Source organism: Enterococcus wangshanyuanii (assembly GCF_002197645.1).
Taxonomy (GTDB): domain Bacteria; phylum Bacillota; class Bacilli; order Lactobacillales; family Enterococcaceae; genus Enterococcus_L; species Enterococcus_L wangshanyuanii.
This window is the reverse complement of the sequence record NZ_CP021874.1, coordinates 2,448,774-2,473,152: the sequence shown is the minus strand read 5'-3', so window position 1 is coordinate 2,473,152 and position 24,379 is coordinate 2,448,774. Positions and strand designations below refer to the sequence as shown.

23 protein-coding genes are annotated in these 24,379 nt (G+C 35.8%); 15 read left to right on the top strand and 8 right to left on the bottom strand.

The features are described 5' to 3' along the window. Positions 1-2 precede the first annotated feature (2 nt). From CC204_RS12230 to CC204_RS12210, 5 genes are all read right to left on the bottom strand, one after another. Positions 3-260 (bottom strand): EsaB/YukD family protein, encoded by a 258-nt coding sequence (locus CC204_RS12230; protein ID WP_088270421.1) that lies wholly within the window; start codon positions 258-260, stop codon positions 3-5. Then, positions 250-720: a type VII secretion protein EssA gene (essA, locus tag CC204_RS12225; protein ID WP_088270420.1), complete on the bottom strand. Its 471-nt coding sequence runs from the start codon at positions 718-720 to the stop codon at positions 250-252. The genes CC204_RS12230 and essA overlap by 11 nt, the downstream gene beginning before the upstream one ends. After that, a complete protein-coding gene (esaA, locus tag CC204_RS12220; RefSeq protein WP_088270419.1) occupies positions 717-4,052 on the bottom strand; it encodes a type VII secretion protein EsaA in 3,336 nt (1,111 codons plus the stop codon). The genes essA and esaA overlap by 4 nt, the downstream gene beginning before the upstream one ends. 70 nt (positions 4,053-4,122) lie before the next feature. Next, positions 4,123-4,425 (bottom strand): WXG100 family type VII secretion target, encoded by a 303-nt coding sequence (locus CC204_RS12215; protein ID WP_088270418.1) that lies wholly within the window; start codon positions 4,423-4,425, stop codon positions 4,123-4,125. 221 nt (positions 4,426-4,646) lie between these two features. Continuing rightward, a complete protein-coding gene (locus tag CC204_RS12210; RefSeq protein WP_088270417.1) occupies positions 4,647-5,375 on the bottom strand; it encodes a LytR/AlgR family response regulator transcription factor in 729 nt (242 codons plus the stop codon). 258 nt (positions 5,376-5,633) lie between these two features. Between CC204_RS12210 and CC204_RS12205 the strand changes: the two genes are divergently transcribed. After that, positions 5,634-6,326, top strand: coding sequence for a GNAT family N-acetyltransferase (locus tag CC204_RS12205; RefSeq protein WP_088270416.1), 693 nt, complete (start codon positions 5,634-5,636; stop codon positions 6,324-6,326). An 86-nt stretch (positions 6,327-6,412) separates the two neighbouring features. Here the strand turns inward: CC204_RS12205 and CC204_RS12200 are convergent, their stop codons facing one another. Next, the gene (locus CC204_RS12200; RefSeq protein WP_088270415.1) at positions 6,413-7,360 is read right to left on the bottom strand and encodes a 1-phosphofructokinase family hexose kinase; all 948 of its coding nucleotides are present in this window, start codon (positions 7,358-7,360) and stop codon (positions 6,413-6,415) included. A gap of 59 nt (positions 7,361-7,419) precedes the next feature. Then, a complete protein-coding gene (locus tag CC204_RS12195) occupies positions 7,420-8,178 on the bottom strand; it encodes a DeoR/GlpR family DNA-binding transcription regulator (RefSeq protein WP_088270414.1) in 759 nt (252 codons plus the stop codon). Positions 8,179-8,387: 209 nt separating this feature from the next. Here CC204_RS12195 and CC204_RS12190 point away from each other — a divergent pair, with 209 nt between their 5' ends. The 14 genes from CC204_RS12190 (at position 8,388) to CC204_RS12125 (ending at position 22,063) form a co-directional block, all read left to right on the top strand. Next, complete coding sequence (locus tag CC204_RS12190; RefSeq protein ID WP_088270413.1) at positions 8,388-8,864, top strand: PTS sugar transporter subunit IIA; 477 nt, start codon at positions 8,388-8,390, stop codon at positions 8,862-8,864. Then, a complete protein-coding gene (locus CC204_RS12185; RefSeq protein ID WP_088270412.1) occupies positions 8,857-9,159 on the top strand; it encodes a PTS sugar transporter subunit IIB in 303 nt (100 codons plus the stop codon). Before CC204_RS12190 ends, CC204_RS12185 begins: the two co-directional genes overlap by 8 nt. 134 nt (positions 9,160-9,293) lie before the next feature. Beyond that, positions 9,294-10,646 carry a PTS galactitol transporter subunit IIC gene (locus CC204_RS12180; protein WP_088270411.1) on the top strand — a complete coding sequence of 451 codons (1,353 nt, stop codon included), beginning with the start codon at positions 9,294-9,296 and terminating at the stop codon, positions 10,644-10,646. A 21-nt stretch (positions 10,647-10,667) separates the two neighbouring features. Further along, positions 10,668-10,931 (top strand): hypothetical protein, encoded by a 264-nt coding sequence (locus CC204_RS12175; protein ID WP_227011146.1) that lies wholly within the window; start codon positions 10,668-10,670, stop codon positions 10,929-10,931. A 6-nt stretch (positions 10,932-10,937) separates the two neighbouring features. Next, complete coding sequence (locus CC204_RS12170) at positions 10,938-11,696, top strand: class II aldolase/adducin family protein (protein ID WP_088270410.1); 759 nt, start codon at positions 10,938-10,940, stop codon at positions 11,694-11,696. A gap of 241 nt (positions 11,697-11,937) precedes the next feature. Next, the gene (rsmG, locus tag CC204_RS12165) at positions 11,938-12,654 is read left to right on the top strand and encodes a 16S rRNA (guanine(527)-N(7))-methyltransferase RsmG (RefSeq protein ID WP_088270409.1); all 717 of its coding nucleotides are present in this window, start codon (positions 11,938-11,940) and stop codon (positions 12,652-12,654) included. Between the two features lie 15 nt (positions 12,655-12,669). Next, the gene (locus tag CC204_RS12160; protein WP_088270408.1) at positions 12,670-13,431 is read left to right on the top strand and encodes a ParA family protein; all 762 of its coding nucleotides are present in this window, start codon (positions 12,670-12,672) and stop codon (positions 13,429-13,431) included. Then, positions 13,424-14,317, top strand: coding sequence for a ParB/RepB/Spo0J family partition protein (locus CC204_RS12155; RefSeq protein WP_088270407.1), 894 nt, complete (start codon positions 13,424-13,426; stop codon positions 14,315-14,317). Before CC204_RS12160 ends, CC204_RS12155 begins: the two co-directional genes overlap by 8 nt. An 855-nt stretch (positions 14,318-15,172) precedes the next feature. Continuing rightward, complete coding sequence (locus CC204_RS12150; protein ID WP_088270406.1) at positions 15,173-15,991, top strand: helix-turn-helix domain-containing protein; 819 nt, start codon at positions 15,173-15,175, stop codon at positions 15,989-15,991. A gap of 36 nt (positions 15,992-16,027) precedes the next feature. Beyond that, entirely contained in the window at positions 16,028-16,801 is a 774-nt protein-coding gene (locus CC204_RS12145) for a coiled-coil domain-containing protein (RefSeq protein WP_227011265.1), read from the top strand. A 17-nt stretch (positions 16,802-16,818) separates the two neighbouring features. Beyond that, positions 16,819-17,976: a hypothetical protein gene (locus CC204_RS12140; RefSeq protein WP_088270404.1), complete on the top strand. Its 1,158-nt coding sequence runs from the start codon at positions 16,819-16,821 to the stop codon at positions 17,974-17,976. Positions 17,977-18,166: 190 nt separating this feature from the next. Next, entirely contained in the window at positions 18,167-19,303 is a 1,137-nt protein-coding gene (locus CC204_RS12135) for a WxLIP family cell surface protein (protein WP_088270403.1), read from the top strand. 272 nt (positions 19,304-19,575) lie between these two features. Then, on the top strand, positions 19,576-20,646 hold the full coding sequence (locus tag CC204_RS12130; protein WP_227011145.1) for a hypothetical protein: 1,071 nt from the start codon (positions 19,576-19,578) through the stop codon (positions 20,644-20,646). 310 nt (positions 20,647-20,956) lie between these two features. Beyond that, positions 20,957-22,063 carry a tyrosine-type recombinase/integrase gene (locus CC204_RS12125; RefSeq protein ID WP_088270401.1) on the top strand — a complete coding sequence of 369 codons (1,107 nt, stop codon included), beginning with the start codon at positions 20,957-20,959 and terminating at the stop codon, positions 22,061-22,063. 420 nt (positions 22,064-22,483) lie between these two features. On the opposite strand, the gene CC204_RS12120 is transcribed toward CC204_RS12125, so the two are convergent. Next, on the bottom strand, positions 22,484-23,995 hold the full coding sequence (locus CC204_RS12120; RefSeq protein WP_088270400.1) for a helix-turn-helix domain-containing protein: 1,512 nt from the start codon (positions 23,993-23,995) through the stop codon (positions 22,484-22,486). Between the last annotated feature and the right edge of the window lie 384 nt (positions 23,996-24,379).

The window sequence follows — 24,379 nt, the reverse complement described above, 5'->3', positions numbered from 1 at the left end:
ATTTACTCTCCCAACACTTCAATTATGTCTCCGTTTGTAATCGGATAATCTTTTAACTTTTTCTCTTCATCTAGTAAAAGTCCTTTATTCAAGACTTTGATCTGGTATTTTTTTATGTCTTTTTCTTTGTTGAATATTTGGTTCAATTCACGGATAAAACGATAGACCGTGATATTGTTCGGAATACGTAGATCTACTGTTTTGTCTTTTTCTTGTTGGTATAAAAGGGTGATATTGATATGTTCTTGATTATCTGCCATTTTGCTGACCTCTTTTTCTACTGTGATACAACACTAATGTCACGACAGTGACCAATAATAAGCCTAAAACCAAAGGAAGCAGCTTAGCGCCGGAAGAAACTGCCTCAACAGTTTCTTCTTTTTTCGCCGCTGCATATTCAACATCATTACCCGCAAATAGCTGGGTGTGATCGTATTCTTTGGTTTTCGGTACTTTGGTCAAAAAGAATTGTGCTTCATCTTCCTGTCGTTGTTTTTCCTCGACTTTTTTTGCATTTGCTACTTTGTCGATCATCTCGCTGTCAAAAAGCCGATCTTCGGCGATAAAGCTTTGGGCTTTTCCGTTGTCGACCTGATTTTGATTCAAGCGATCGGTTTTTAAATCTAAGTTATTGTCTAGTAAAGTTTCTTTTGCATAAGAGGTGCTAGTAAATGAAAAGAGGCCGATTACAAGTAAAAGTAAGATCGTCAATTTCTTCATTTTTTCGCCACTTCCTTTAGTTTCCTTCTTGGTTTCCAAATAAAAATATTGAATGCCGCAAGGGCTGCAATTGCTAATAGATATAAAATAATTTGTACGATGTTCAGTGCATTATTCGCTAAGATATCTGCTAAGTTGTTTTCTCCGATCGATAATGGATTGATGGAACGGATCATATCGACCATTGGATTATTGCCTTTGGTTTTTCCGATGGCATTTGTCACGAATACGTAACTAATGAATAAGAATAAGCTGAAGGCAAAACCGGCGATATGGAATTGTTTTAGTGCATAATGGTTGAGCAGTGAGAAGATCAGCATGAATAAGACGACCATCATGACCCAAACGATTTGGGATTCTTTCACGATGCCTAATTCACTGACACTTAAGATTCCTAACACAACGCCAATACCAACTGCACTTGCACTAAGAACAATGGTTTCCATAATGTTATCTTTGAACCATAGCTGTTCCCGTTTGAATTTGTCTTTGACCTTTCTGATCACCGGCTGTGTCGCAAAGAGATAAGCAATGAATAAACTCAAGGTATACATGATCAAGATCCAAGTGAATGGTTCGTTGACTTCAGTGGTTTTGATCGTTGCTTCGGCTTTTCCGTTGACTGGGTTTGCGATAAATTGCAGCAACGTATTGTTTGGGACACCATCTTTTTGCGCATTGCTCAATACCTTGATAAAGGCAGAAACAAAATCATTGTTGTTTGCCAATTCATCATTTAAGTTTGCCATGATCACATCAGCATTTGAGGAAAGTTCCTCCCCGTTTTTCTGAGCAGTGTTGACTTCTTGGTCGAACGATGTGAAGACAGATTTTACGCCTTCGGCTTCTTTGACATTCATTTCAGAAGCTTCTTTGATCGCTTTTGATTGCTCATAAAGTGTTTGTAAGGTTGAGTGCGCAGATTCGATGCTGGAGTCGGTTAGACTGTTGAATGAATCAACGGTACTCTTATTACCAACAGCTTCTGCTAAAGTTTGTTGGGCTTCCGAGATACGATCTGCTTGATGTGAAATCTGACTGTTTAAGTCTTGTGTGTTACCAAGAACGCCAATTATTTTTGCTTCGATGACGTCAGATTGTGTCTCAAGGGTTTCTGCTTGAAGCTTAAGGGCTGCTAAATGATTTGTTTGTTCTTTGTAATCTCCGCCAAGGAAGGTTTCATTTAGAATTTGTTCAAAGGCTTCGGTTAAGTCTAGTTTTAAGAAAGCACCGTATTGTTCAAATTGATATTTTTCATAAAAATCAAGTTCAGCGCTGATTGCATCATATAGTTCTAAAGCTTTTCCGACTGCTTCTGAGTATGCTCTTTTCGCTTTTTGATAATCTTCGGAAAGGAAAGCAGATGTGTCGATGCTTTGATCCCACTCGATTGAAAAGCCTGATTGTGTCAGAACAGCTGCATATGGTGTGACTGTTGCAGCTGGTGCCACAGGTTCTTCTGCTTGTGATTGCTCTGTTGTTTCTTCTTCAGAAGAAGAAGAGACGGTACCATCTTCCGGACTGGTTGCTACCTCGGGTTCTGGTGTGATTACATCAACAGTGAATGGTACAACAGAGCCGTCATCACTAGTTTTGCTTTGAGCGATTTTGATTTTCATCTTTGGACTTTGAGTTGTTTCATTATATTCATCTGTAAATTTATAGTTGAAGGTCAGAGTTCGACTTCCGTTGATTTTATATTGAGTGTCTAAAGTAATTTGACCTCCAAGTTCACTGCAATTAATGTCTGTAATACCTGCTGGTATATCTGTTATTTGAAGATACGCATCAGAACCAAGACTTTGAGTATTTATAGTAAAGTTCCCGTGATACACGTCTAAAATTCCTGTACTTTGAGTATTATGCAACTTAGAATTCAAAGTGTTATATGCGTTTGCTATCTCTTCATAATAAGGACTTTCCGCTGCTTTCACTGGATCCATATCAAATATCAGGTGAGGCTCATTTTTGTTATTTTCTGCATTATAGGTATCTGTGTTTTTGTTCAATACAGCAACTTTATCTGCCAAGGTATTAAATTTCTCTTGTAACGAAACGAAAGGCTGACCGTCACCATAAGGAATCTTTGCATACCTGAAAATATCATCCTGCGGATTCAAATTAAACGTCGTTGTCCTAAATGGTAGTAAAGCTAAACGTTCATTGATTCTATCTATATAAGCAACACTGAAACCAGATTCATTTGTCGGCGGGTATTGCTTTCCAGCTTTATTTAAAACATCTTCAAGTGTAACTTTTCTTTCTCCCTCTTTAACACCTAAAGATTCAAAGAAAGGCTCTTTATATTGATTGAAGTAATTATCACTGATCGAATCTAATTTTGCTTGTTGCTCATCAACTGCAGCTTTTGCTTTTTCCAATTGCTGATTCAATTGATGGATCTGTCCAGAAGTCGTGTCAGCTACTCCGCCAGAAGAAAACTCTGATTCGATACTTTGACCAGATTGTTGCAGTTGTCTGAACATTTCTGAAATGTCTTCTCCAGAGACGTTTTCCTCCGCTTGTGTTAATTGCTGCATGAATTCTTCGTACGAGATCATACCTTCAGCACGATCCTTCAAGAGCTTCTCTAGTAATGAAGAATAGTCCTGATGACTGCTCACTAATGAATCTGTTCCTTGGATATGGCTGCCTAAAGTTTCTGCTAGGAAGTCATTTGCCTGCAAAGCACTTTTTGATTGCGAAGTGATCGCAGGTAAGTAATCTTTAAAATTCAATGTTGGTTGATATAAAATATTTTGAAAATCATTGACAGAATCTGTTTGATTTTTATATACTTTTTCGATATTTTGCTGTGCGGTAAATAAGTTATCTAAAATACTGACTACGTAAAGATCCACTAGCTGCTGATTCAAATCGCTCACGATTTTTCTCCCAACGCTTCTTGACTCATTTTCTAGTGTGGCATTCCCATTTGCGTTGATCTTATAGTTGACTTGTACTTTTTCTGGTGACGGACTGTCTAGTTCCAATAATTTACTTGAAAAATTGCTTGGAATCGTTACGAGAAGATTATAAGTGCCGTTTTTTAGACCATTTTCTGCGATTCCCCGACTGACAGTAAACCAGTTATAAGTAACATCCTTTTCGATTTTCTTAACATAATCTGCGCCCAGATTGTAGTCTATGTTGTTTCGATTGACACCAGCATCTTCATTCACTAGGGCAATGTTTAACCGCATATCTTCTTCGTCCTGCTCTTTTTTTGCAGAAATATCGGTAAAATCGCGATTCATAAAAATCAGCATAATCAGCAGTATGACAACCATCCAAACAGATTTTAAAATGTAATAAAGTTTTTTACTGTTCATCTCTCATTCTCCTAAATAAAAGAGGAACAGCGAGGAGCAAGTGCCCTCCCTATTCCTCAGTATGTGTTTCTTATAAACCTCTTCCGATAGCTGAAGAGATATTTTGGTCTGTTTCTTCCATGATTTGTGCAACTTCGTTCAATTGCTTGTTGATTTGTTCTAGTAATTCAGCAAATTCACTTACTTTTGGTTTAAGTGCAGTAAATTGATCGTTAAAGCTATCAAAACCTGAACCTTCCCAGTTTCCTTGAATTGTATCTTGCTCTGCTTGTAATTTTTGTAAAATGTCATTTACTTGGTTAGAACCGTCTGTATATTTTGTTGCAGAAGTTCTTAGTTCTTGTGGGGATAATTTAATTCTATCGCCTGCCATTTTTCATTCCTCCAATTTTTTTACTTGTAAGTATCTGTTTTATGGACACCTATCTTCAACAATTTTATCATAAAAAAAATTGGAAAAACTCTAAATGTAATAAAAGGTAATTTTGATGTAATAAATAGCTCTGATAAAGTTTTTTTATCAGAGCTTAAGGATTTTTATATCTATATAATTGGATTTTAGTCGTAACTGAATGTAACAATTAAGGAAATGAACTATAGCATCTTTGAAAAATTTGAATACTTTATTTTTAGATCATCTTTAAATTTTCTGCTGATTGGCACAGATAGTTTTGTTTCTTGTTGAATGCCGTCTTTAAAATGTTTGACAAAGGCTTCATTTTTAACAATTTCGACGATATAGTTCAAATTGATGACATAACTCCCATGAGTACGGACAAATGTGTTGCTCGTTAGCTTTTCTAAAATTTCCGACATAGTTAAATACGTCTTATAGACTGTATCCGTTGTGTGGATGTAGGCAACTCGCCCACTTTTTGAAATATATACGATGTCATTCAATAGGAGAAAAATCGTTTTTCGGCCGAATGAAAAATCAAAATAAGTATTTTGTTCATTTAAATAAATCTTTGCTCGATCCATTGTTAGCATCAATTGCTCTTTGGAAATCGGCTTAAGTAGGTAATCAAAGGTTTGGACTTGGAAAACTTCCGGCATATGTGTGGTATCATTTGAAATAAAAATAATCAGTGCCTGTAAATCAAGTGCACGTATTTGTTGCGCAAGATCTATCCCCTTATGGCCTGCCATCTCGATTGTAATAAAATAAATACTGTATTTCACATCCATATCGCTGATATGCTTCAACAGTTTTTTTCCATTGCTAAAAAAATCAAAGTCATAATTTAAGAGTCGATTTTGATTTAAAATGGTTTCTATTTGACCGATTTCGATTGGATTGTCATCACACAATGCTATTTTCAAGAGTTCTCACCTCTTTAGTTTATAATTTTTTTAAACTGTATTTGTTTTATTTACGAATTATTTATCTTTTGTGACATTTGAAAATAAGTTTCAAGCCAATGGTCTCACTTATATTTATCATATCATAAATCTTTAAACATAATAATCTTGTTTTGTAAGATTATAGGTAGTTTTTGAAAAAAACGTGAGAATTTGGAGTGTACCAGAAACTATTAATTGCTATTTTTTTCTGATAATCTGATAGAGGGAGGAATTTGAATGAAAAATCAATATAATCAACCAATTGGTGAACCAATATGTGATTGGACGACTAGAAAAAAGCCAACAAAGAGAAAAATGGAGGGAAGATATTGCTATTTGGAGTGTCTCACCCCAGAAAAACATGTCGAAGATCTATATGCAGTATATGGACCTGAAAGTGCCGTTGAAAATTGGACCTATTTACCGTTAGAAAAATTTGAAGATCAAGCTACTTTTGCTGCTTATTTAGAGTCTGCCAGTCAGTCTAAAGATCCGCTGCATTACGCAATCATTGATAAAACAACTGAGAAGGCCCTTGGGACTTTGGCTTTGATGCGAATAAATCAAGAACAGGGCACAATGGAGGTCGGTTTTGTCATTTATTCAGATCAGTTAAAAAAGACACGTATTGCGACAGAAGCACAATATCTTGCCGCAAGTTATGCGATGGATGAATTAGGCTATCGCCGTTACGAGTGGAAATGTGATGCGCTAAATGAACCTTCTAAAAAAGCTGCGTTACGGTTGGGTTTTGTGTTTGAAGGGGTGTTTCGTCAAGCGTTGGTCTATAAAGGACGAAATCGAGATACCGCTTGGTTTTCTATTATTGATAGTGAATGGCCTGAAGTTAAAAGAAAATTAGAATCTTGGCTTGATCCGGAGAATTTTACAGAAGATGGGAAACAGAAAAAGAGTTTGAGGATGTTTTGAAATAACCATGAAGATCGGATAGAAATATTTGATCTCAAAAATAAGCTGACATTCACAATTTCGTGAATGTCAGCTTATTTCTGATTTTAATCATGTTGGATTTCCTGTAAGATGATCTCGTTTTTAAGTCGTGCTACATTTTCTTTCGTAACATAGCCTACAGCTTGCTCCAACGCATTGCTCATACCGCAAGCCATGCCATATTTTAACGTCTCTTCAATAGAGAAACCTTGATCTAAAGCAAATGCAATCCCCCCAACTGTGGCATCCCCAGAGCCTGTGGGATTGATAGTCTCGATTTTTGGTATGCAAAGATCAAAAAAACGCTCATGGTATTTCGCTACAGCTCCGTCACTTCCACAGGAAACAAGGACAAATGGAATGCCCTTTACTAAAGGATGATTCATGTGCGTAAGGACTTCTTGTTTATTTTTTACGGTGGTGTTTAATAAGTCAGCGAATTCGTGAATGTTAGGCTTGATAAAGTAAGGTTTAGTTGAACTCTTAAGAACGTTTTGTAATTGTTTACCGGAAATATCTGTCAAAATTTTTGTAGTCGAGCCGAATTGCTGCAAATAATTCTCATAAAGATGTTCATTTTCAGTATTGGCTGATCCGCATAGAGCAATGATCGGTTCTTTTTTTTGTTTTTTTGCAAGAGTCATTACCAGATCTAAAACCTGTTGGCTTGTATTCTTAGTAATTTCCGGCCCTAATTCGACGATTTCTGTTTGATTATTCTCTCGATCCATTACAGTCACCGCGTTTCGTGATTCGCCTGCAATTGGTAGGAAATGTGTCGCAAAAAACGGTTCTTTTTTAAGAGCTTTACGAATGAAATCGCCATTGATTCCTGCTAAAACGCCGATCGCAGTTACGTCAGCGCCTAAAATAGCGGCTGTTCTACCGGCGTTGATACCTTTTCCCCCAACTGCTTTGACTGGATTGCCGCAACGGTTCATCTCTCCCAAAATAAAAGTATCTGTGAAATAAATTGAATCAAGAGATGGATTAAGTGTCACTGTTAAAATCATTATTGTTCTCCCTTCAAATTCCAGGCTAACTGGATTTTTGAAAGAAGAGCCCAACCCAGCTACCTTTTTTTGTTCAACAATTTGCCATAAGACTGATAAAAATTGAATGTTTGTTCATCGATTTTGTCGTCAGTGATCACATAGTCTAGATCAGAAAGCTTATAAAACGTGTAAACATCACTGACATTGAACTTCGTGCTGTCGGCAACGACGATTTTTTTCTTCGCATTTTTAAATGCTGCCCGCTGGACGCCGCCTTCTAAATAGTTTGAGGTGGTTACATTATTGTTGTAGATTCCATTGGTTGCAGCAAAGGCGATGTCGATATTGATCGTATCAAATGTTTGTTCCGCATGCTCTCCGATAAATTCCTCTGTGATCGGTGTAAAATCTCCCCCTGTTAAAAGAACGCGATAATCTGTATGCTCGATCACATAATTGAATGCGATCAGACTATTCGTTACAATCATTAAATTTTGTTTCTTGATGAATGGCAACGCATATAAGATAGTTGTTCCGGCACCTAGAAAAACAACCTGATGATCTTGAATCAAAGAGTTCATGATTTTACCGATATACTCTTTTTGTTCGATATGTAGATTGATCTTCTCATGAGTTGCTAGTTCTTTATCCTTGCGGTCGATTTTTTGTGCACCACCGTATAAACGAACGAGCTGATTAGAGTCGCTCAACTCATTGATATCTCTACGTATCGTCATTTCTGACACATCAAGTTTTTCGGCAATATCAGACACAGTCATAAAAGTGTTTTCTTCCAGTAATTCTAAAATATGCGCATGACGCTCTCTTTTTAACATAAAATATGCTCCTTTTTGTTCGGAAATGTTTATCTATTACATTTTAAACGTAAAACGAACAAAAAACAATCAAAAGAAAGCGTTGACAAACCATTGTACAAGTTGTATTCTTTTTGTATAAACAAAGTTTAACATATATTTACAAAGTTGAACATAAAAAGTTCAACGAAGTAAGAAAATTTGTGTTGATCATGATAAGGAGGAAAGTGATGGAAACGAAAATGATGTTTCAACCAGAATTGATCGATTTACAATTGACGGTAGAAAATGAAGAGGAATTATTTGAAATAATTGCGGCGCGTTTATTAGAAGAAGGCTATGTAAATGAAGGATATTTAGCAGGCATCAGAGCCCGAGAAAAAGATTTTCCAACAGGGCTGATCACAGAATATCTCAACATCGCCTTGCCGCACTCAGACACAGAATATATTGAAAGGCCTTTCATATATATTGTTAGAACAACAAAGCCGATCAAGGTCAAACAAATGGGGGATAACCAAGAGATGGAGGTGTGCGATTTATTTTTCCTAGGGATCAAAGAACCCACGAAACAGGTTGGTTTATTGCAGGAACTGATGCTCTTATTTCAAAATCATGGATTTGTCTCTGAATTAAAACAAACAACTGAGAAAGCAGATGTGTTCAATTTATTTATGAAACAATGGGAGGAAGCAAAAAATGGCTAGAAAATTGATTGTAGCATGCGGTAGCGGTGTCGCGACAAGTACAACAGTAGCGGAGAAAATCAAAAGTAAACTGGAAGCAGATAATATCGATTATCCTGTGGAAGCAGTGGATTACAAATCGATCTTACAGGAATTACCAAGCGCGAGTATTTATGTCTACATTGCAAAACCTGATGATGAAGTACTTGAAGCGGCGGAAAAGCTTGGGATTTCGGTGTATGCAGGTGTCCCATTTTTGACAGGGATGGGTGTAGAGGAAATCTATGAAGGGATCGTAAACGATACGAAGAAATAAAAAAGACGTTCAGGTTGTGACGAACCTGAACGTTATTAGACAGAGGGGCGAAGCTTACGCCGGATCTCTCCATCTAAAAGAAAAACTATATAGTAATCATACCAAAAAAATAAAAAGATAGGTAGGTAGAGGAGATGGAAATTTTTCAATCTGTGATTGATTATATATTGAATCTTGGATCAGCAATTTTTGTTCCATTGATTATTTTGATCATTGGACTGATTGCCCGGATGCCATTGAAAAAAGCGTTTATGTCAGCCATTACACTGGGCGTTGCGTTTACAGGAATGAGTATGGTCATTGGATTTATGTCTGATGCAGTTAGCCCGGCATCAGAAGCGATGGCGAAAAATACGGGCATCAACTTGCCGGCGCTTGATTTGGGTTGGACAGGAGCAGCGAGTATCACATGGTCCTGGTCGTATGCATTTGTTTTTTTCGCGGTAGTTTTAGGAGTCAATTTTGTGATGCTATTGTTGAATTTAACCAAAACATTGAATGTTGATATGTGGAATGTTTGGGGAAAAGCGTTGACAGCGTATTTGGTTTATTTTATCAGCGGGTCTTTGATCGCAGGGTTTGCAGCAGCAATTATTCAAGTTGTTTTGGAGTTGAAAATGGGTGATATGTTCCAACGTCATATTCAAGATCTAACGGGGATTCCATTAGTTACGGTAACTCATTTAATGAATATTTCTGCTGTATTGATGCTGCCGGTGAATATTGTGATGGATAAAATTCCCTTCTTTAATAAAAAAGCAGATACGACAGCACTAAAAGCAAAGATCGGTATTTTTTCTGAAAATAGTGTGATGGGTTTTATTATCGGTATTTTACTTGGATTTGGCGCAGCATACGGGTTATCAGGTTCACTGAATTTAGGTATTCAGATTGCTACTGCAATGGCTCTTTTCCCGATGATCAGTAAGATGTTTATGCAGTCGTTGTCACCCTTAGCGGATGCGATGTCTGAGATGATGAAAAAACGCTTTAAAGATCGTGAAGTCTACATTGGTTTAGATTGGCCTGTCTTAGCAGGACGTTCAGAAATTTGGGTGACAGCCATCATTTTAGTTCCTGTGTTTATCGGATATGCCATGATTTTACCAGGGAATCAAGTTTTGCCTTTAGCAGGAATCATCAACTATTCGATTGCTGTCGGCGGATTACTCTTAACTGGTGGTAATTTGTATCGTATGATCACACTTGGCTTGATTTATACACCACTTTATTTATATGGCGCAACATATCTAGCACCTGTGTTGACAGGCTTAGCGAAAAAAACAGGCGCAGTGGATTTAAAGGGCGGCAGTATCACGTGGTCATCGATTGAAGGCCCGGAGTTTCGAATTTTATTCGCAGAAGCAGCGAATTTGAATATTTTAGCGATCGTTGGGTTTATCATTTTTATTGCGATGTTTGTCTGGCTGTATAAATATATGTCGAAAGAACCCGTGCCGAGTGCACGCTACGAAGAGGCAAAATAGCCAGTCTAGAAAGGAACGATGATGATGAATGAAAAAGGGAAATGGCTCATTTTACTGTTTGCGGATGTATTGCTTTTTATCGTCGCGATGGCTACTAATGTCACCCCCATCTATTTTTTGGTCATCCTGCTTTCATTTTTTATCTATAAAGATGGTAATGCAGTTCTTTTTAAAGAATATGATGAACGGAAAAAGCAAAAATATGAAGAATATAGACTCGTACAAGATGCAGCAAAAGAAACACTTCGTACAGGGAAACTATTAAAAAAGAAAAGGGAGCTGTAATCGATTATGGCAGATGGAAGAATTTTATTTGAACGTGAAAGAGAAGATATGGCAAAAATCGTTCAGTTGATTTTTGAACGTAAAAATACGAATGTTGCTGGAGGAAATTTTTCTTTTAAGACAACGGATAAAACTGGAAAAGAATACATCATCATGACGCCAACTATGATGTCGCAAGCTTATTTAGGACATCTTTCGGCTTCGCAAATTTTAGTTGTCGAGCCGCATACAAGAAAAGTCATCGCTGGTGAAGGCGGATTGACCAGGGAAATCAACATGCATGAAGCTGTCTATGATGCAAATCCCGAAATCAAAGCTGTCCTTCATGCGCATGCACCTAGCAGTATGTTTTGGGCGACAAGCGGCCTAGATATGCCGAATCTAACCGAAGCAACTCAAAAGGTCGAATATATCGAAGTCCTAGAGTTTGAACCAAACTGCTCAGAGGAGCTGGCAGAAATCGTCAGCAATCATATTAAGACGATGCCTAGAAAACAATTACCACATGAATTTTTATTAGATAGTCATGGTGTATTGATCACCACAGGTGGTGAAACTGGGCTTGAAGCTATTCATTCAGCACTAGCCGTTTTGGATACGGTCGAATGGAACGCGGAAATTGCTTACAAGCAAACGATTTTCCAAAAGTTGGGTATTTTAGACGGCTACTATTCTAAAGGGGTCAAAATCGGTACGGTCGAGGATCTAATCAATCGTGAACCGATTTATAACACGATTATCAAAGCAACGGCAGGTGGAGATTGATAAAGCAGACAGATGTGTGCTTGAATCTAGAATGCAAAACAAAAGGGTGTTTGCCTTTTGTTTTGCATTCTTTATTTGTCTTTTAAAAATAGTTGAAAAATACATCTATACAATAGAAAGAACTATTTTATTAGAACTCTTATAAAACTTGCTAAAAACATTGCAAGAAATTGCTATTTGCGTTAAAGTAAGAAAAGACAATTGTGAAACATTTTTCTGTTTCACGCAAGGAAGGAATCTTATGACACCTGAAGAGTTTAAACAATTATTGAGTAAAAAAGACATCCAGCTGTCAGAGCATCAAATGGCGCAGTTTGCCCGTTATTTTGAGTTGCTTGTTGAGTGGAATGAGAAGATGAATCTGACTGCGATCACTGATGAACAAGATGTGTATTTGAAGCATTTCTATGATTCTATTTCGTTAGCATTTTTTGAAGATTTTTCAACAAACAAGGCAATCTGTGATGTTGGTGCTGGTGCAGGTTTTCCAAGTATTCCGCTGAAAATCGTTTTTCCTTCATTGGAGGTAACGATCGTGGATTCATTGAATAAACGAATCACTTTTTTAACAGAATTAGCCAACGAACTTGGCTTAGAAAAAGTTTCGTTGTATCATGACCGTGCGGAAACCTTTGGACAAAAAGAAGAATTTCGCGGCGCATTTGACTATGTAACTGCTCGGGCAGTGGCGCGTTTGAATGTTTTAAGTGAACTTTGTTTACCATTAGTGAAAAAGGAAGGCTTTTTCTTAGCGCTAAAAGCAGCAAAAAGTGAAGAAGAAATTATTGAAGCGAAACCTGCGATCGCAATTTTAGGCGGTAAATTTCAAGAAGAAGTATCATTTGAATTACCAGTCACAAATGGTGAGCGTCATATTGTTGTGATTCAAAAGAAAAAAGAGACACCTAAAAAATACCCAAGAAAACCAGGATTACCAAATAAACAACCGATCAAATAAGATGGAGGGACACAAATGGCACGAATAATTTCTGTAGCGAATCAAAAAGGCGGAGTTGGTAAGACAACGACCACAGTGAATCTAGGTGCTAGTTTGGCCTATCATGGGAAAAAAGTCTTACTGATCGATATTGATGCTCAGGGAAATGCAACAAGCGGTATTGGCGTACGGAAACCGGATGTTGCCACAGATGTTTATGATGTATTAGTAAATGAAGAACCAATCAAAGAAGTAATTCAACAAACATCCAGAGAAAATTTGGATATCGTTCCAGCGACGATCCAGCTTGCAGGTGCAGAAATCGAGTTGACTTCTATGATGGCGCGTGAGACCAGACTAAAAGCGGCAATCGCTGAAGTTAGTGATTATTACGATTTTATCTTGATCGATTGTCCGCCGTCGTTAGGTCATTTAACGATCAATGCCTTTACAGCGAGTGATTCCATTTTGATTCCTGTACAGTGTGAGTACTATGCTTTAGAAGGATTGAGCCAGCTGTTAAATACGATTCGTTTGGTTCAAAAGCACTTTAATCCTGACTTGCGTATCGAAGGCGTATTATTGACGATGTATGATGCTAGAACGAATCTGGGTGCAGAAGTTGTTGAAGAAGTCCGTAAATATTTCCGTGAAAAAGTCTATGATACGATCATTCCTCGAAATGTCCGTTTATCAGAAGCACCAAGTCACGGCTTATCGATTATTGATTATGACCCTCGTTCACGTGGTGCCGAAGTGTACCAAGCACTAGCAAAGGAAGTGTTGGATAATGAGTAAAGGAAAAGGTTTAGGAAGAGGTATTGATGCACTGTTTCAGGATTTCGCCAGCTTAGAAGATGTCGATGTGCAAAAAGAAGAAGTCATCGAGATTCCGCTAAATGAATTACGGCCAAATCCATACCAGCCAAGAAAAACATTCGATGAAGCTTCATTGCAGGAATTAGCCAATTCTATTCAACAATCAGGTGTTTTTCAACCGATCATCGTCAGAAAGTCAGCAGTCAAAGGGTACGAAATCATTGCAGGAGAAAGACGTTTTCGCGCATCTAAGTTAGCAGAAAAAGAAACGATTCCTGCAATTGTCCGCGAGTTTGATGAAGAAGCAATGATGCAAGTGGCTGTTTTAGAGAACTTACAGCGTGAAGATCTAAACCCATTAGAAGAAGCAGAAGCGTATGATATGTTGATGAAGAATTTAAAATTGACGCAGGTCGAAGTAGCAGAGCGCTTAGGTAAAAGCCGACCTTACATTGCAAACTATCTACGTTTATTGACACTTCCTGCACCAGTCAAAGAATTAGTTCAAAGTGAAACTCTTTCTATGGGGCAAGCGAGAACATTGTTAGGGTTGAAAGATAAAGACCAGATATTGACATTAGCTAAAAGAGTGGTTGAAGAAAATTTAACAGTGCGCCAATTAGAACAAATCGTCAATGATCTAAATGAAAACCAAGGCAAGAAACTGGCTAAAAAAGACAAAAAGACCTTAAAAGAAAAGCCATACTATATTCGCGAAAGTGAAGATCGCTTGATGGATAAATTCGGTACGACCGTTGCCATTCAAGAAAAAGAAGGCAAAGGGAAAATCGAAATCGAGTATCTTTCACAATCAGATTTGGCAAGGATTTTAGATATCTTAGAAATCCATTTTGATGAAGAATAGAGTACCAATAAAAAGAGAGTAGCGTAAAACTATCTAGTTTTACGCTACTCCCTTTTTTATATGTATTTCATGAAAAAACGTGATATATCTCAATTTTTCAATAATTTGTATAAAATCAAGTTTATTTATAAATAACAAATTTTTTCTTGTTCTTATATAAAATAAGAAAAATTTATAATTGTTTAAATTAAACTATATTGTAGTTCTTACAAACAGATGCTGTATTAATTGCTTACGTTTCAAGTATACAATAACTAATTTAGGCGTGTCAATGAGGAATAAAAAAATAACAATATATTTAATTAAATGATATTCATCGATAGATTATATGTTTTAATCATAATGACGGTACTATTTAAGCAATAACTAGTAATACTAAAACAGTATAAGACCAGATAGTTTATAGATAAGAGATTATTATTTCCACATAATCAAGAATTAATGTTAAAATCCCTTGTTTTTATTCGCCGTCAAATAAACCGTCAAAAAAATGACTCTAACTTAATTTAAATTAAGAACTATTAAGAAATTGTATAAGGCTTTTTTCTTTTCTACAGTAAATATTGATTCATTTATTTTATTAAAATGCTCTTTTTTTTAATATTAAACTTATTACCATATTTAAATTGACCGTCATCTAGCCGTCACCAATTATTTTAAATGTTGTATTTAAAGTAACCGTAATATTTTTTTCTTATTTTATATAAGAATAGGAAATTCCTATTATTCAATTTTTGCAGTTTATAGTGGTGTATAAACGATTAGCAAGGTTGGTTCAATTTTCTCTAAGGAATTTTTTTAACATGAATGGTTGGTATTTTACTATATACAAAAATATGAGGGGGACTTTCTACTATGAGGAAAAAAATTATTATATTGACTGACACACTTAGCGCTAACGGATTATTACAAAATAGTTTGTTAAATATGGATTATGAAATCATGGTTTCAAAAGATATATTGACTCGGCCAAAAGATAAAGAGTTTTATTTTTTACAAAATTTCGATTTAATCATCTATCAACAATCTATGTATAGCGGATTAAAAGAATCGTTTTTAGACAACTTGGTACTGCTTAATAAACCGATTGTCGTCTTAACTTTTGAATCAGAACAGGCAAATGAATCTAAATACGCTGATAATACTGAGGTGACATTTGTTCGTTATCCGATATCGGTTACTGATTTAGCCAGTAAGTTGGCAGAAATTTTTGAAGAAACAGCAGTACGAGCAGGGCAAACCAATCAAGAAAGAACGATAGATGTTTTTTCAGGTAATGAGAGTATGTCTCAACATTCATCATTTTCAGTTAAAAACAAAAAGACACATACCTTCCAGCTTAAAGACCGAACGTTGATCATCGACAACTGGTTGATTCCATTAACTAAAAAAGAGCACCAAGTTTTAGAGCACTTCATTAAGTCGGAGCAGAGGGTCTTTTCAAGTCAGGCATTATGTGAAGCGATTTGGATAAATGCCAAGCAAAAAAATAAACAGGCTTTATTAAGTAATTTGATCAACCGTATCAAACAAAAAATAATGGAAAAAACGTCGATTTTTGAACCATTCATTTTAAATAAAAAAGGAATTGGCTATTACTTAAATCAAGATTTTGTACTTTTAAATGACCATCATGATGAAAAAATAAAAGAATTATTAACAGGTGCACTGTAAGAGATAGAGATAAGAAGGGAAGCGGTATAGTTGGCTATGTTTAAGAAGAAAAAGCAAAAATATGATGATGATTATGAAGAATATTACGATGATTACGAAGAGTATGATGACTATGACGAATATGATGATGACGATTTCGAAGAGGAAGAATATGAGCCTCCTAAGAAGAGTCGGCCAGAAGCATCAAGTAAAAGAGATCGTTTAGAAAGTACGATGAGAAAGCAGGAGCAAGAACTAAAAGAAGAGCAAGCTGCCATAGTTGAACATCTAACGAATGAGAATCAGCAATTTCAAAAAGAAGTTCAGCGTCAAAAGACAATGGCGGAACGGCTAAAAGCGGAAGTAGAAAATAAACAGCAGGAGATCGACCAGCTGACCTTACGATTGACCAGCTCGTCTCAATCCAAAGAAAAAGTGCACGCGCTTGAAGATCAACTAAGGCAGGCGGAAGATGCAAGAACACAAGTAGAAGAGCAATTGTTAGAAGAACGTGCAAATAATAACGAGCTTGAACGGCAATTACGTCAGCAGGATTCAATGAAGACACAGATTGCTGAAGTTTTGATGGAAGCGAAAGAAAAAGCACAGCAAATCATCGAACGAGCAACAATTGAAGCAGACAGAACAGTGGAAGCGGCAAGACATGAAACTAAAAAAGCTGTTTCAGAAGCCTCGATCGAGCTGAAAAAGATAAATCAAGAGGCAGCAAACTACCATACTCGTATCCTTCGTCTTCAAAGTGAAACAAGTGTGCTGATGGAAGATCTATTGAATAAAACAGAACGCTTAGCTGATCAGTCGATAGAGTAAGGGAAGGAGAAAAAGAAGTGGTTTATCAAAATATTATAGTTGATATTTATCAAGCTGCTTCTCCGGCAGTAGGTGAGCGTCTTTTTGACGATGACATGTTGCGAGATATTTATTATATCTGTGAAGAAATCTTTCAAAAAAGAAATCTAGGAATTCCCTATCCTAAAGAAGAAGTAGAAGAATATTTTGAAGAATTCCATACAATTATTTCTTTTTTCAAACATGTTGAAATCACGTTGGATTTTGTGGATCTTGATTGGTCGGCATTGTTGGACGAGCTTATTCATACTTTCCCTCAGATTGCCTGGATAGGGGGATCAAAAGAGAAAGAAGACAATCGGGTCATTTATTACATTGATTTTGTTCCTATTGCCTATCGTGAAGTTGACTTTCCTTTCATGGTCAATTTGCTTCAATCCTTGGAACAGCAGCTATTAGTTGAAAGTGAGGATGTATTAGAGCTATTTGTCGAGGAGATCGAACGATTAGTCTCTAAATTTGTCAAACCGCTTCAAACTGTTGAAATGAATTCTAAACCGAAACCAAAGTCTAAACCTAAGCCCAAAGTAGAAGTTGTAGAAAACAATATAAAAGAGGCAAATATAAATTATGTCTTAAAAATGGAAGAAGCGGTAAGCAGAGAACGTTATGCGAAAGAGCGAATGCGTTTGGCAAATCAAAAGTTGGAAGTCGTTATTGATCAGATGGAGAGACAAAATTTATCCAGAGCAATCAAAGAACTAAGTAAGCCTAACAATAATGAAAACGAAGACTGGGATAAAATCCTGAAGATCGATTTAAGAGAATATTCGAAGTTGATGCAAAAAGCCAAATTTTTAGAACAGTCATGGATGATGAATAAAGAACTAGTCACAAAATCAGAAAAGATGACAATCTCCGATAATCGATTGACCTATGAAAGGGAACAAGTTCGCAGTTTTAAAGATTCCGTTTCAGCGAATGAAATCTATTTGATTCTAGATGAATGCAAAATGATTGAGTCACGTGTGAAAATCAAGAAAAAATCATGGTTTAGCCAACCGCATGTCCGAATCATGAGAATGGATTACGACAGTATTTTAAATAAAGCAGCTTATTTTGACCTTATTCAAGGAGAAAATTTTCTACTAGAGCAAATCATCCTGAACGAGGATCCGGTTACGGATATAGAATAAAAATGGAATGGGGATAGTCGGCTTTTCCCATCCGTATTACATAGTTTATTAAAGAGTTGTTGGATATATAAGGCCGTATATCCAGCGGATTATAGCAATCAAACAGATTTTATCATTGAAGAAATAAGGAACCTTTGCGCATCAGTTCTTCATTACTGTAGGGAATCCACTGTATGAGGAGTTTAAATAAATGACAATTAAACAAAAGAATATTCGTTTGCTTATCATGAAAATCAGCTTTTTCGTTGGTCTTTGTCTTACCATAATAACGACTGAGACCAGCTTTGCCGTTTCTATCAAACCGATTTTACCGAACAATCAATCTGATTCTGGAGCGACCTACTATGATCTGAGAATGAAACCTGGACAGGAGCAAGAGCTAAAGTTAGAAGTGTCCAATCCCTCCGATATAGAACAGGAATTAGCAATAGAACTCAATGATGCAACAACGAATTTATCAGGGGATATCGACTATTCTGATCGTTCCAAGCAAGTAACAAGAGATAAAAGTCTAACTGTGTCCTTCAAAGATATTGCCCAAGCGGAATCTAAGACGGTCGTTCCGGCTCATGAAAAAAGAATAATAACAGTTCAGTTGAAAATGCCTCCAGAGCAGTTTGACGGTATGGTTTTAGGTGGTATTAAGATTAGCTCGATTGAATCAAGACAGTCCCAATCAAACGATCAAGGTAGAAAAAAAATCTATATTGTTGCTGTAAAGCTAACTGAAACAGATACGCCTGTTATGGCGAACTTAAATTTACTGCAGGTGCTTCCCAAAAAAGCAGACGGGAAGCAAACGCTACAGGTAACCGTCCAAAACGATCAAGCAGTAAATATAGAAGAGCTTGAATACACGGCAACGATCACGGAACAAGACTCAGATACTGTCTTGTATCAGACCAAGCAATCCAATTATCGAATGGCACCTAATTCAAGTACAACTTTTATCATAGCGGATGAAGTCAATGCCTTGAAGCCTACAGGAAGATACTCGCTTCAATTGACAGTTAAATCCAAAGATACAGATCAAGAATGGAAATGGGATAAGGGTTTCGAAATAGCTAAAGAAGCCGAAACCCATCAGAAAAATTCTAATCATCTGATGATTTATATAGTGATTTGTTCTATCACGCTGGTCTTTTTATTTATCTTTTTAATAACGCTATTGCTTCTAAGGAGAAGAAGACAGAGACAATATGAAGCAGCGCTGTATCAGAAAAAAAGAAAACGAAAGCGTCGGAAAAAAAGTCAACCGAATAAGAAAAAAAGTCCTGAAAGTAAACAAAAAAGAATTAAAAAAATAAAGAAAGATAAGCACCGATAGATCTGTAAAGATATCAGGCTGGAGCGTCATATAGGATTTCTATAATGGTGCGAAATTAGATTGGTGGACAACAATTTGAGGAGTTTGAGGACATGAACGAGACCGGACAAAATCTCCAAAGACATGGGAAGAAAATCATTAAAAAGTACATTCTTCATCAAAAAGTAAATCCAAGACTTTTAGGAGTAGAAATATACAATAAAAAGCTAAAAACACCACATGAAGCGTATCTTTCTTGTAAGTTGGTTTATAAGAAAGATGTTGATTCATTGATGGAGCTGGAACAAATAGCAATGAAAGTCCAAAAAGCCTGGATGGAAGAAACCAATGAGCTGATAATTAAAAGAATCAATATCTTTACATCGCCAGCTTACATTGTTTTGACCTTTACAATCGGTTTTTTTGAATCTGAGTATGTGAGGCAGCTTCCATTATTTAGAAGTTGTGTGCAAGAGCTAATCGAATCATATAAAGCAGTACTCGAACAAGAGCAACAGACTGAATATAAGAGAAAAGAAGAAGAATTATATAACGTATTAGAAAAGTTTAATCAACTAACCGAGAAAATAGAAGGTATAGAACATAGACTCAAAAAAAATGAAGAAGTTGTGCTAGATTCTGGCGAATTACTAAAAAATGAACTAACTAAAGTAAGTCAAACATTGAAAGAACAAATAAAATCTGATAACTATGCTGTGGAAGCTGCGACTCAAGAGTTGGAGAAATCAGTATTTAAAAGTACAGAGTCCCAATCTGAACTTAGGGAGAAGACGCCGCTAAAAAAAACAGAAAAAGATGAGAATGAACCTCAAAACAGTCGCCGTAGCTACACTTTAATCCGCTCAAGTCAGCTTTCAAAAAAAAGAGTAGTAAAAAATCAAACAGATGTTCAAGTAACATCAGAAGACAAGGAAGATCAACCACTACCGTTTGAACAACATGTTCGCCCAAAATATATATCTAAAAATGAACAGGAAGTTATAGAATATTTTTCAAGCAGTATACCTTCTAACAAAAGAAAAATGGTATCCAAAAAACAGTTTTTAGAATTAAAGATGAAAGTAGAATTTATAGATTATTTGTGGATGTTGCTTGAGTTAGAGGGCCAAGATGAGATCGTGATCGCTAATGAAATAAGTTGTAGAAAGCTGATAGAAGAATTAGGTCCATTCATGGAGAGAGTCGATAAAATTGCAGTGGGCCTCTCAATTTTTAATTATTGGGTATATTGTCCACAAGAAGTACTGATCAAGTTAGAAGGATACGCGGCACTGAAAGATTTACTGAGTAACTCATTGAAACGGATCAATGATACGGCTTTAGTGAATAATATAAAAAAATAAATTCTTGATGTGAATAAAAATAGAATATGTATTGAGAATAGAATAGTTTCTATAGCAAAAAATTCTTGAATAATACTTCCAAAAATTCTTATTTCTACCAAAAAAATTGAAACTCAAAAAAGTTAAATTAATGCATAATTTAGTTAATAAAAACAAACGTATTGTAAGTGTTTGAGGTTGGGGAAATAAGAAATGGACAACGGAGATCGTCAAATAACGTTTTTGATAACAAAATAACATATTTTTTCGCGATTTGTAGTGATTTCATTTTCTTGAATGAACAAAATTGATTTTAGAAAGGGTCTTGGTTATGGCAAGAAGAGGAGAGAATATCTATAAGAGAAAAGATGGCCGTTGGGAAGGCCGATACATAAAAGGTAGACGAGAGAATGGGAAAATTTATTATGGGTATATTTATGGCTATAAATATGCTGAGGTTAAACAGCAATTGATATTGATGAAATATGAGAAGCAGACAACTAATCATAAGAGTTTGCGTCAGTATGATGGTCAATTACTTGATTGGACAAATTATTGGTTGGAAACATTTGTCCAACCGAAGGTCAAAGGAAGCACATACGCTAGCTATAAAAATAAAATGGACGTTCATGTCCTATCAAAAATAGGTAGCATTAAATTACAAAAAATGACACAATCGGATATTGAAAAATTACTTAATGACATGAGAAAAACGCTGAAAGCGAGCTCTATCAGGTCTATTTTTTCTGTTTTTAAAACGTGCATCAGCAAGGCAGTTTCATTAAATTTGCTTACGGAAAATCCATGTAGAGGTATCGAATTACCGAAATCTGAAAGAAAAACAGTTCAGGCACTATCGATTAAAGATCAGAATAGACTAATTAAAGAAGTCGATACAAACCAAAAGTTCTTCTCTATCATTCTAGCATTACAGACAGGTCTGAGGATTGGAGAAATTTGTGGTTTGAAGTGGGAAGATATTGATTTTGAGGATAATACCTTGGGAGTGAACCGGACAATATTAAGGATCCCAACAACTGATACAGGAGTTAGAAAGACTGAGATTGTAGAAATAACACCTAAAAGTCAAAATTCTTCTCGACGAATTCCTATCTCCGATTCATTGCGAGCAAAACTATTGGAGCTTCATGAAATATCTACAAGTGATTACGTTATCTCCAATAAACATAAGGCACTGGAACCACGTACAGTCGCCTATCGTTTTCAAGTTGTGCGTAAAAAAATTGGACTTGAGAAATTTTCCTTCCATTCTCTAAGGCACACGTTTGCGACCCGCTGTTTAGAAGCTGGGGGAAATATTGCTACAATCAGTTCATTACTAGGACACTCGTCAACGAAAATGACACTAGATTGCTATACAAATTCGTTTTTATCAGAAGAACGTCAGTTGGTGGAAAAACTTAAATTTGTCAGCTAATAAGATTAACAGGATCTTAGCGGAGGTAGAATATCATACGACAAGGGGCAGCTCAGCCGTTGAAATCATAGAAGCTCACTCGTTTATAAATAGGCTAGATGAGGCCAATAGCTGCCCTACTACGCTGTTTTGCTCTCTAAATCCGAATAAACGGCGAAAAAAGAGCAGCTACTGCGTTACGCTTCGATCACATCAGCTAACGCATACAGTTTCACTATTGTTCAAAGAACAAAGTGAAGCTAGCAAAATTCCAAGTGCTAAAGCACTAAGAGTTGAAGGTTTCGAAATAAGCTGAAATTGCTGTAAAACACAACGAAGAACGAGTTGATACTTTCTCGTCAAAGACTCGTCGCAGATAAACAGTGTTGCACAGTACCTACTCGGTTCTCGGATCTAAACACTTTTGTCTCAGCCTCTTTATTAGCAGTGGGAGGAATAGATTTTATAGAGTAATTCATTGAGATCCATCTTATCCATTTGTTCATTATAGTTGGTGATAAAGAAAAAGTGACGTCCTTGTTTTTTGAGAGAAGGCCAGTCAATATTACTTATTACTAGATCGTAGGGCTTGTCAGTTACAAGTGGCTCGGCCTGTGCAAATGTAGTTAATTCAGCGTAATTGATCCACCACTTAGTAAATTGTTTTCTAAACAAAAGATTGCCTTCAATAAATACACCGACCGTCACTTTAGCTTTGATCCATTCCTCATAAAGATTCAAAGTATAGGCATACTTTGGAGTTAAAAAATGAGTCTGAGAGTCATCATTAAAAAGTGTGGGGTATTTTTTTTTCATATAATCAATAAATGCATAAATAATGGTAAATCGATGGCTCTCTTCATGACTAGGAAGATGTGCATCCCAGTAGTAATTGATATGACCTTTGAAGATCAAATGACGATAGCCAATCGAACTGAGATGATAATCCAGCATAGAGCGGTGTTGCTTAGTTAACTGAGTATCAGGGTAAACAAACTCCATAAAATCTAAAAATTCATTATTCAAGGTCAGGATGAAAAGATTACTTTTTTTTTCAATGACATCTAATTCTTTTAAACAATAGGAATGACTTGGAATGATCTCTTCACCTAGTAGAAAGAGGATCAGTAGGATGGTTTCGTTAGGGGTCATCTTAAAAGAGTAATAAACCAAAAAAGATGTCAGAACTTTGTCGATTTTTCTGAAAAGAGTGGAGGTTTTTAGTAGACGGATAAAGCGTTTTTGATTGTGAAGCCCAGTTTTATTGCTAAAAAATGGGAATTGATCGTTATAGTCTGAGATTCCTTTTTGAGCATTCCTTCTTTTTAACAGACTTAGATAAATAATTAATTTTCTTTTGGAAAGAAAGGACAAAGGAGAACCTAGGATCGTTTGGATCTTATTTACTGTATCATGGATTCTAGGATCAATATCATTGATTTTTAATGGCTGTTTTGAATCCGTGATAAAAAGTAGAGAAACATAAAAAAAGCGAATTTGTAATTCTGATCCTAAAAGATAGCCATTTTGGATGGATAAGTCAAATTCTTTTAGTAGATTGTTTAATTCATTTATTTTTCGAAAATAAGTAGAGTGACTAATGCCGATTTTTTCGCATAAAGGGATAGGATCAATCGTTCCGCAAAGCAACAGTTTTTTTAAAATTTGATATTTTGGTGCGTGTGTGATCAGCTTATTAAATAAAGTATGTATCGAATATTCTGGTTTTGTTTGAAATCGAACCGTATGTTTTATAACATCGATTGAAAAACCGTTATTGGAATTTTTTGCATGAGTCATTAAGTTTTCAAGTAATTTTGATAAAAGATAGTCCCCGATTCTTAGATGTGTCAATAGCTCCTTTTTTGTTGCAGTTCCTCCACTATTGATTATGTATATGAGTAAATCAATTTGATAGGCCTCCATTTTTTCTAATAAATCAAATTTATCCACAATAAAACTCCTTTTTATACCAACTAACAAAAAAAATTAAAAAACTATAAAAAATATTATAATTTGATTATTTTTTTATCATTATCCAATATAAATAGATAAAATTCAATCCTGTTTTATCTAATATTTTCACTCATTTTGAATTTGATTGGCGGATCAATCCGCCCGTAAGTAAAGTTTAATATCTAAGAGTTAGATTTTTAGATGAGTCCTTTAGAAATTTTATTCATAAAAAGGAAAAGCTTGAATCATATAAGAACTAAAAACTTGTTTTATCTACTAGATTTTTTTGATTTATATAGCAGGGATAGAGTATAATGAAGGATGTTGTGCAAAAAGAGACTGTTGAGAAAAAACATTTTGCTAGTGATTAAAAAAAATGTT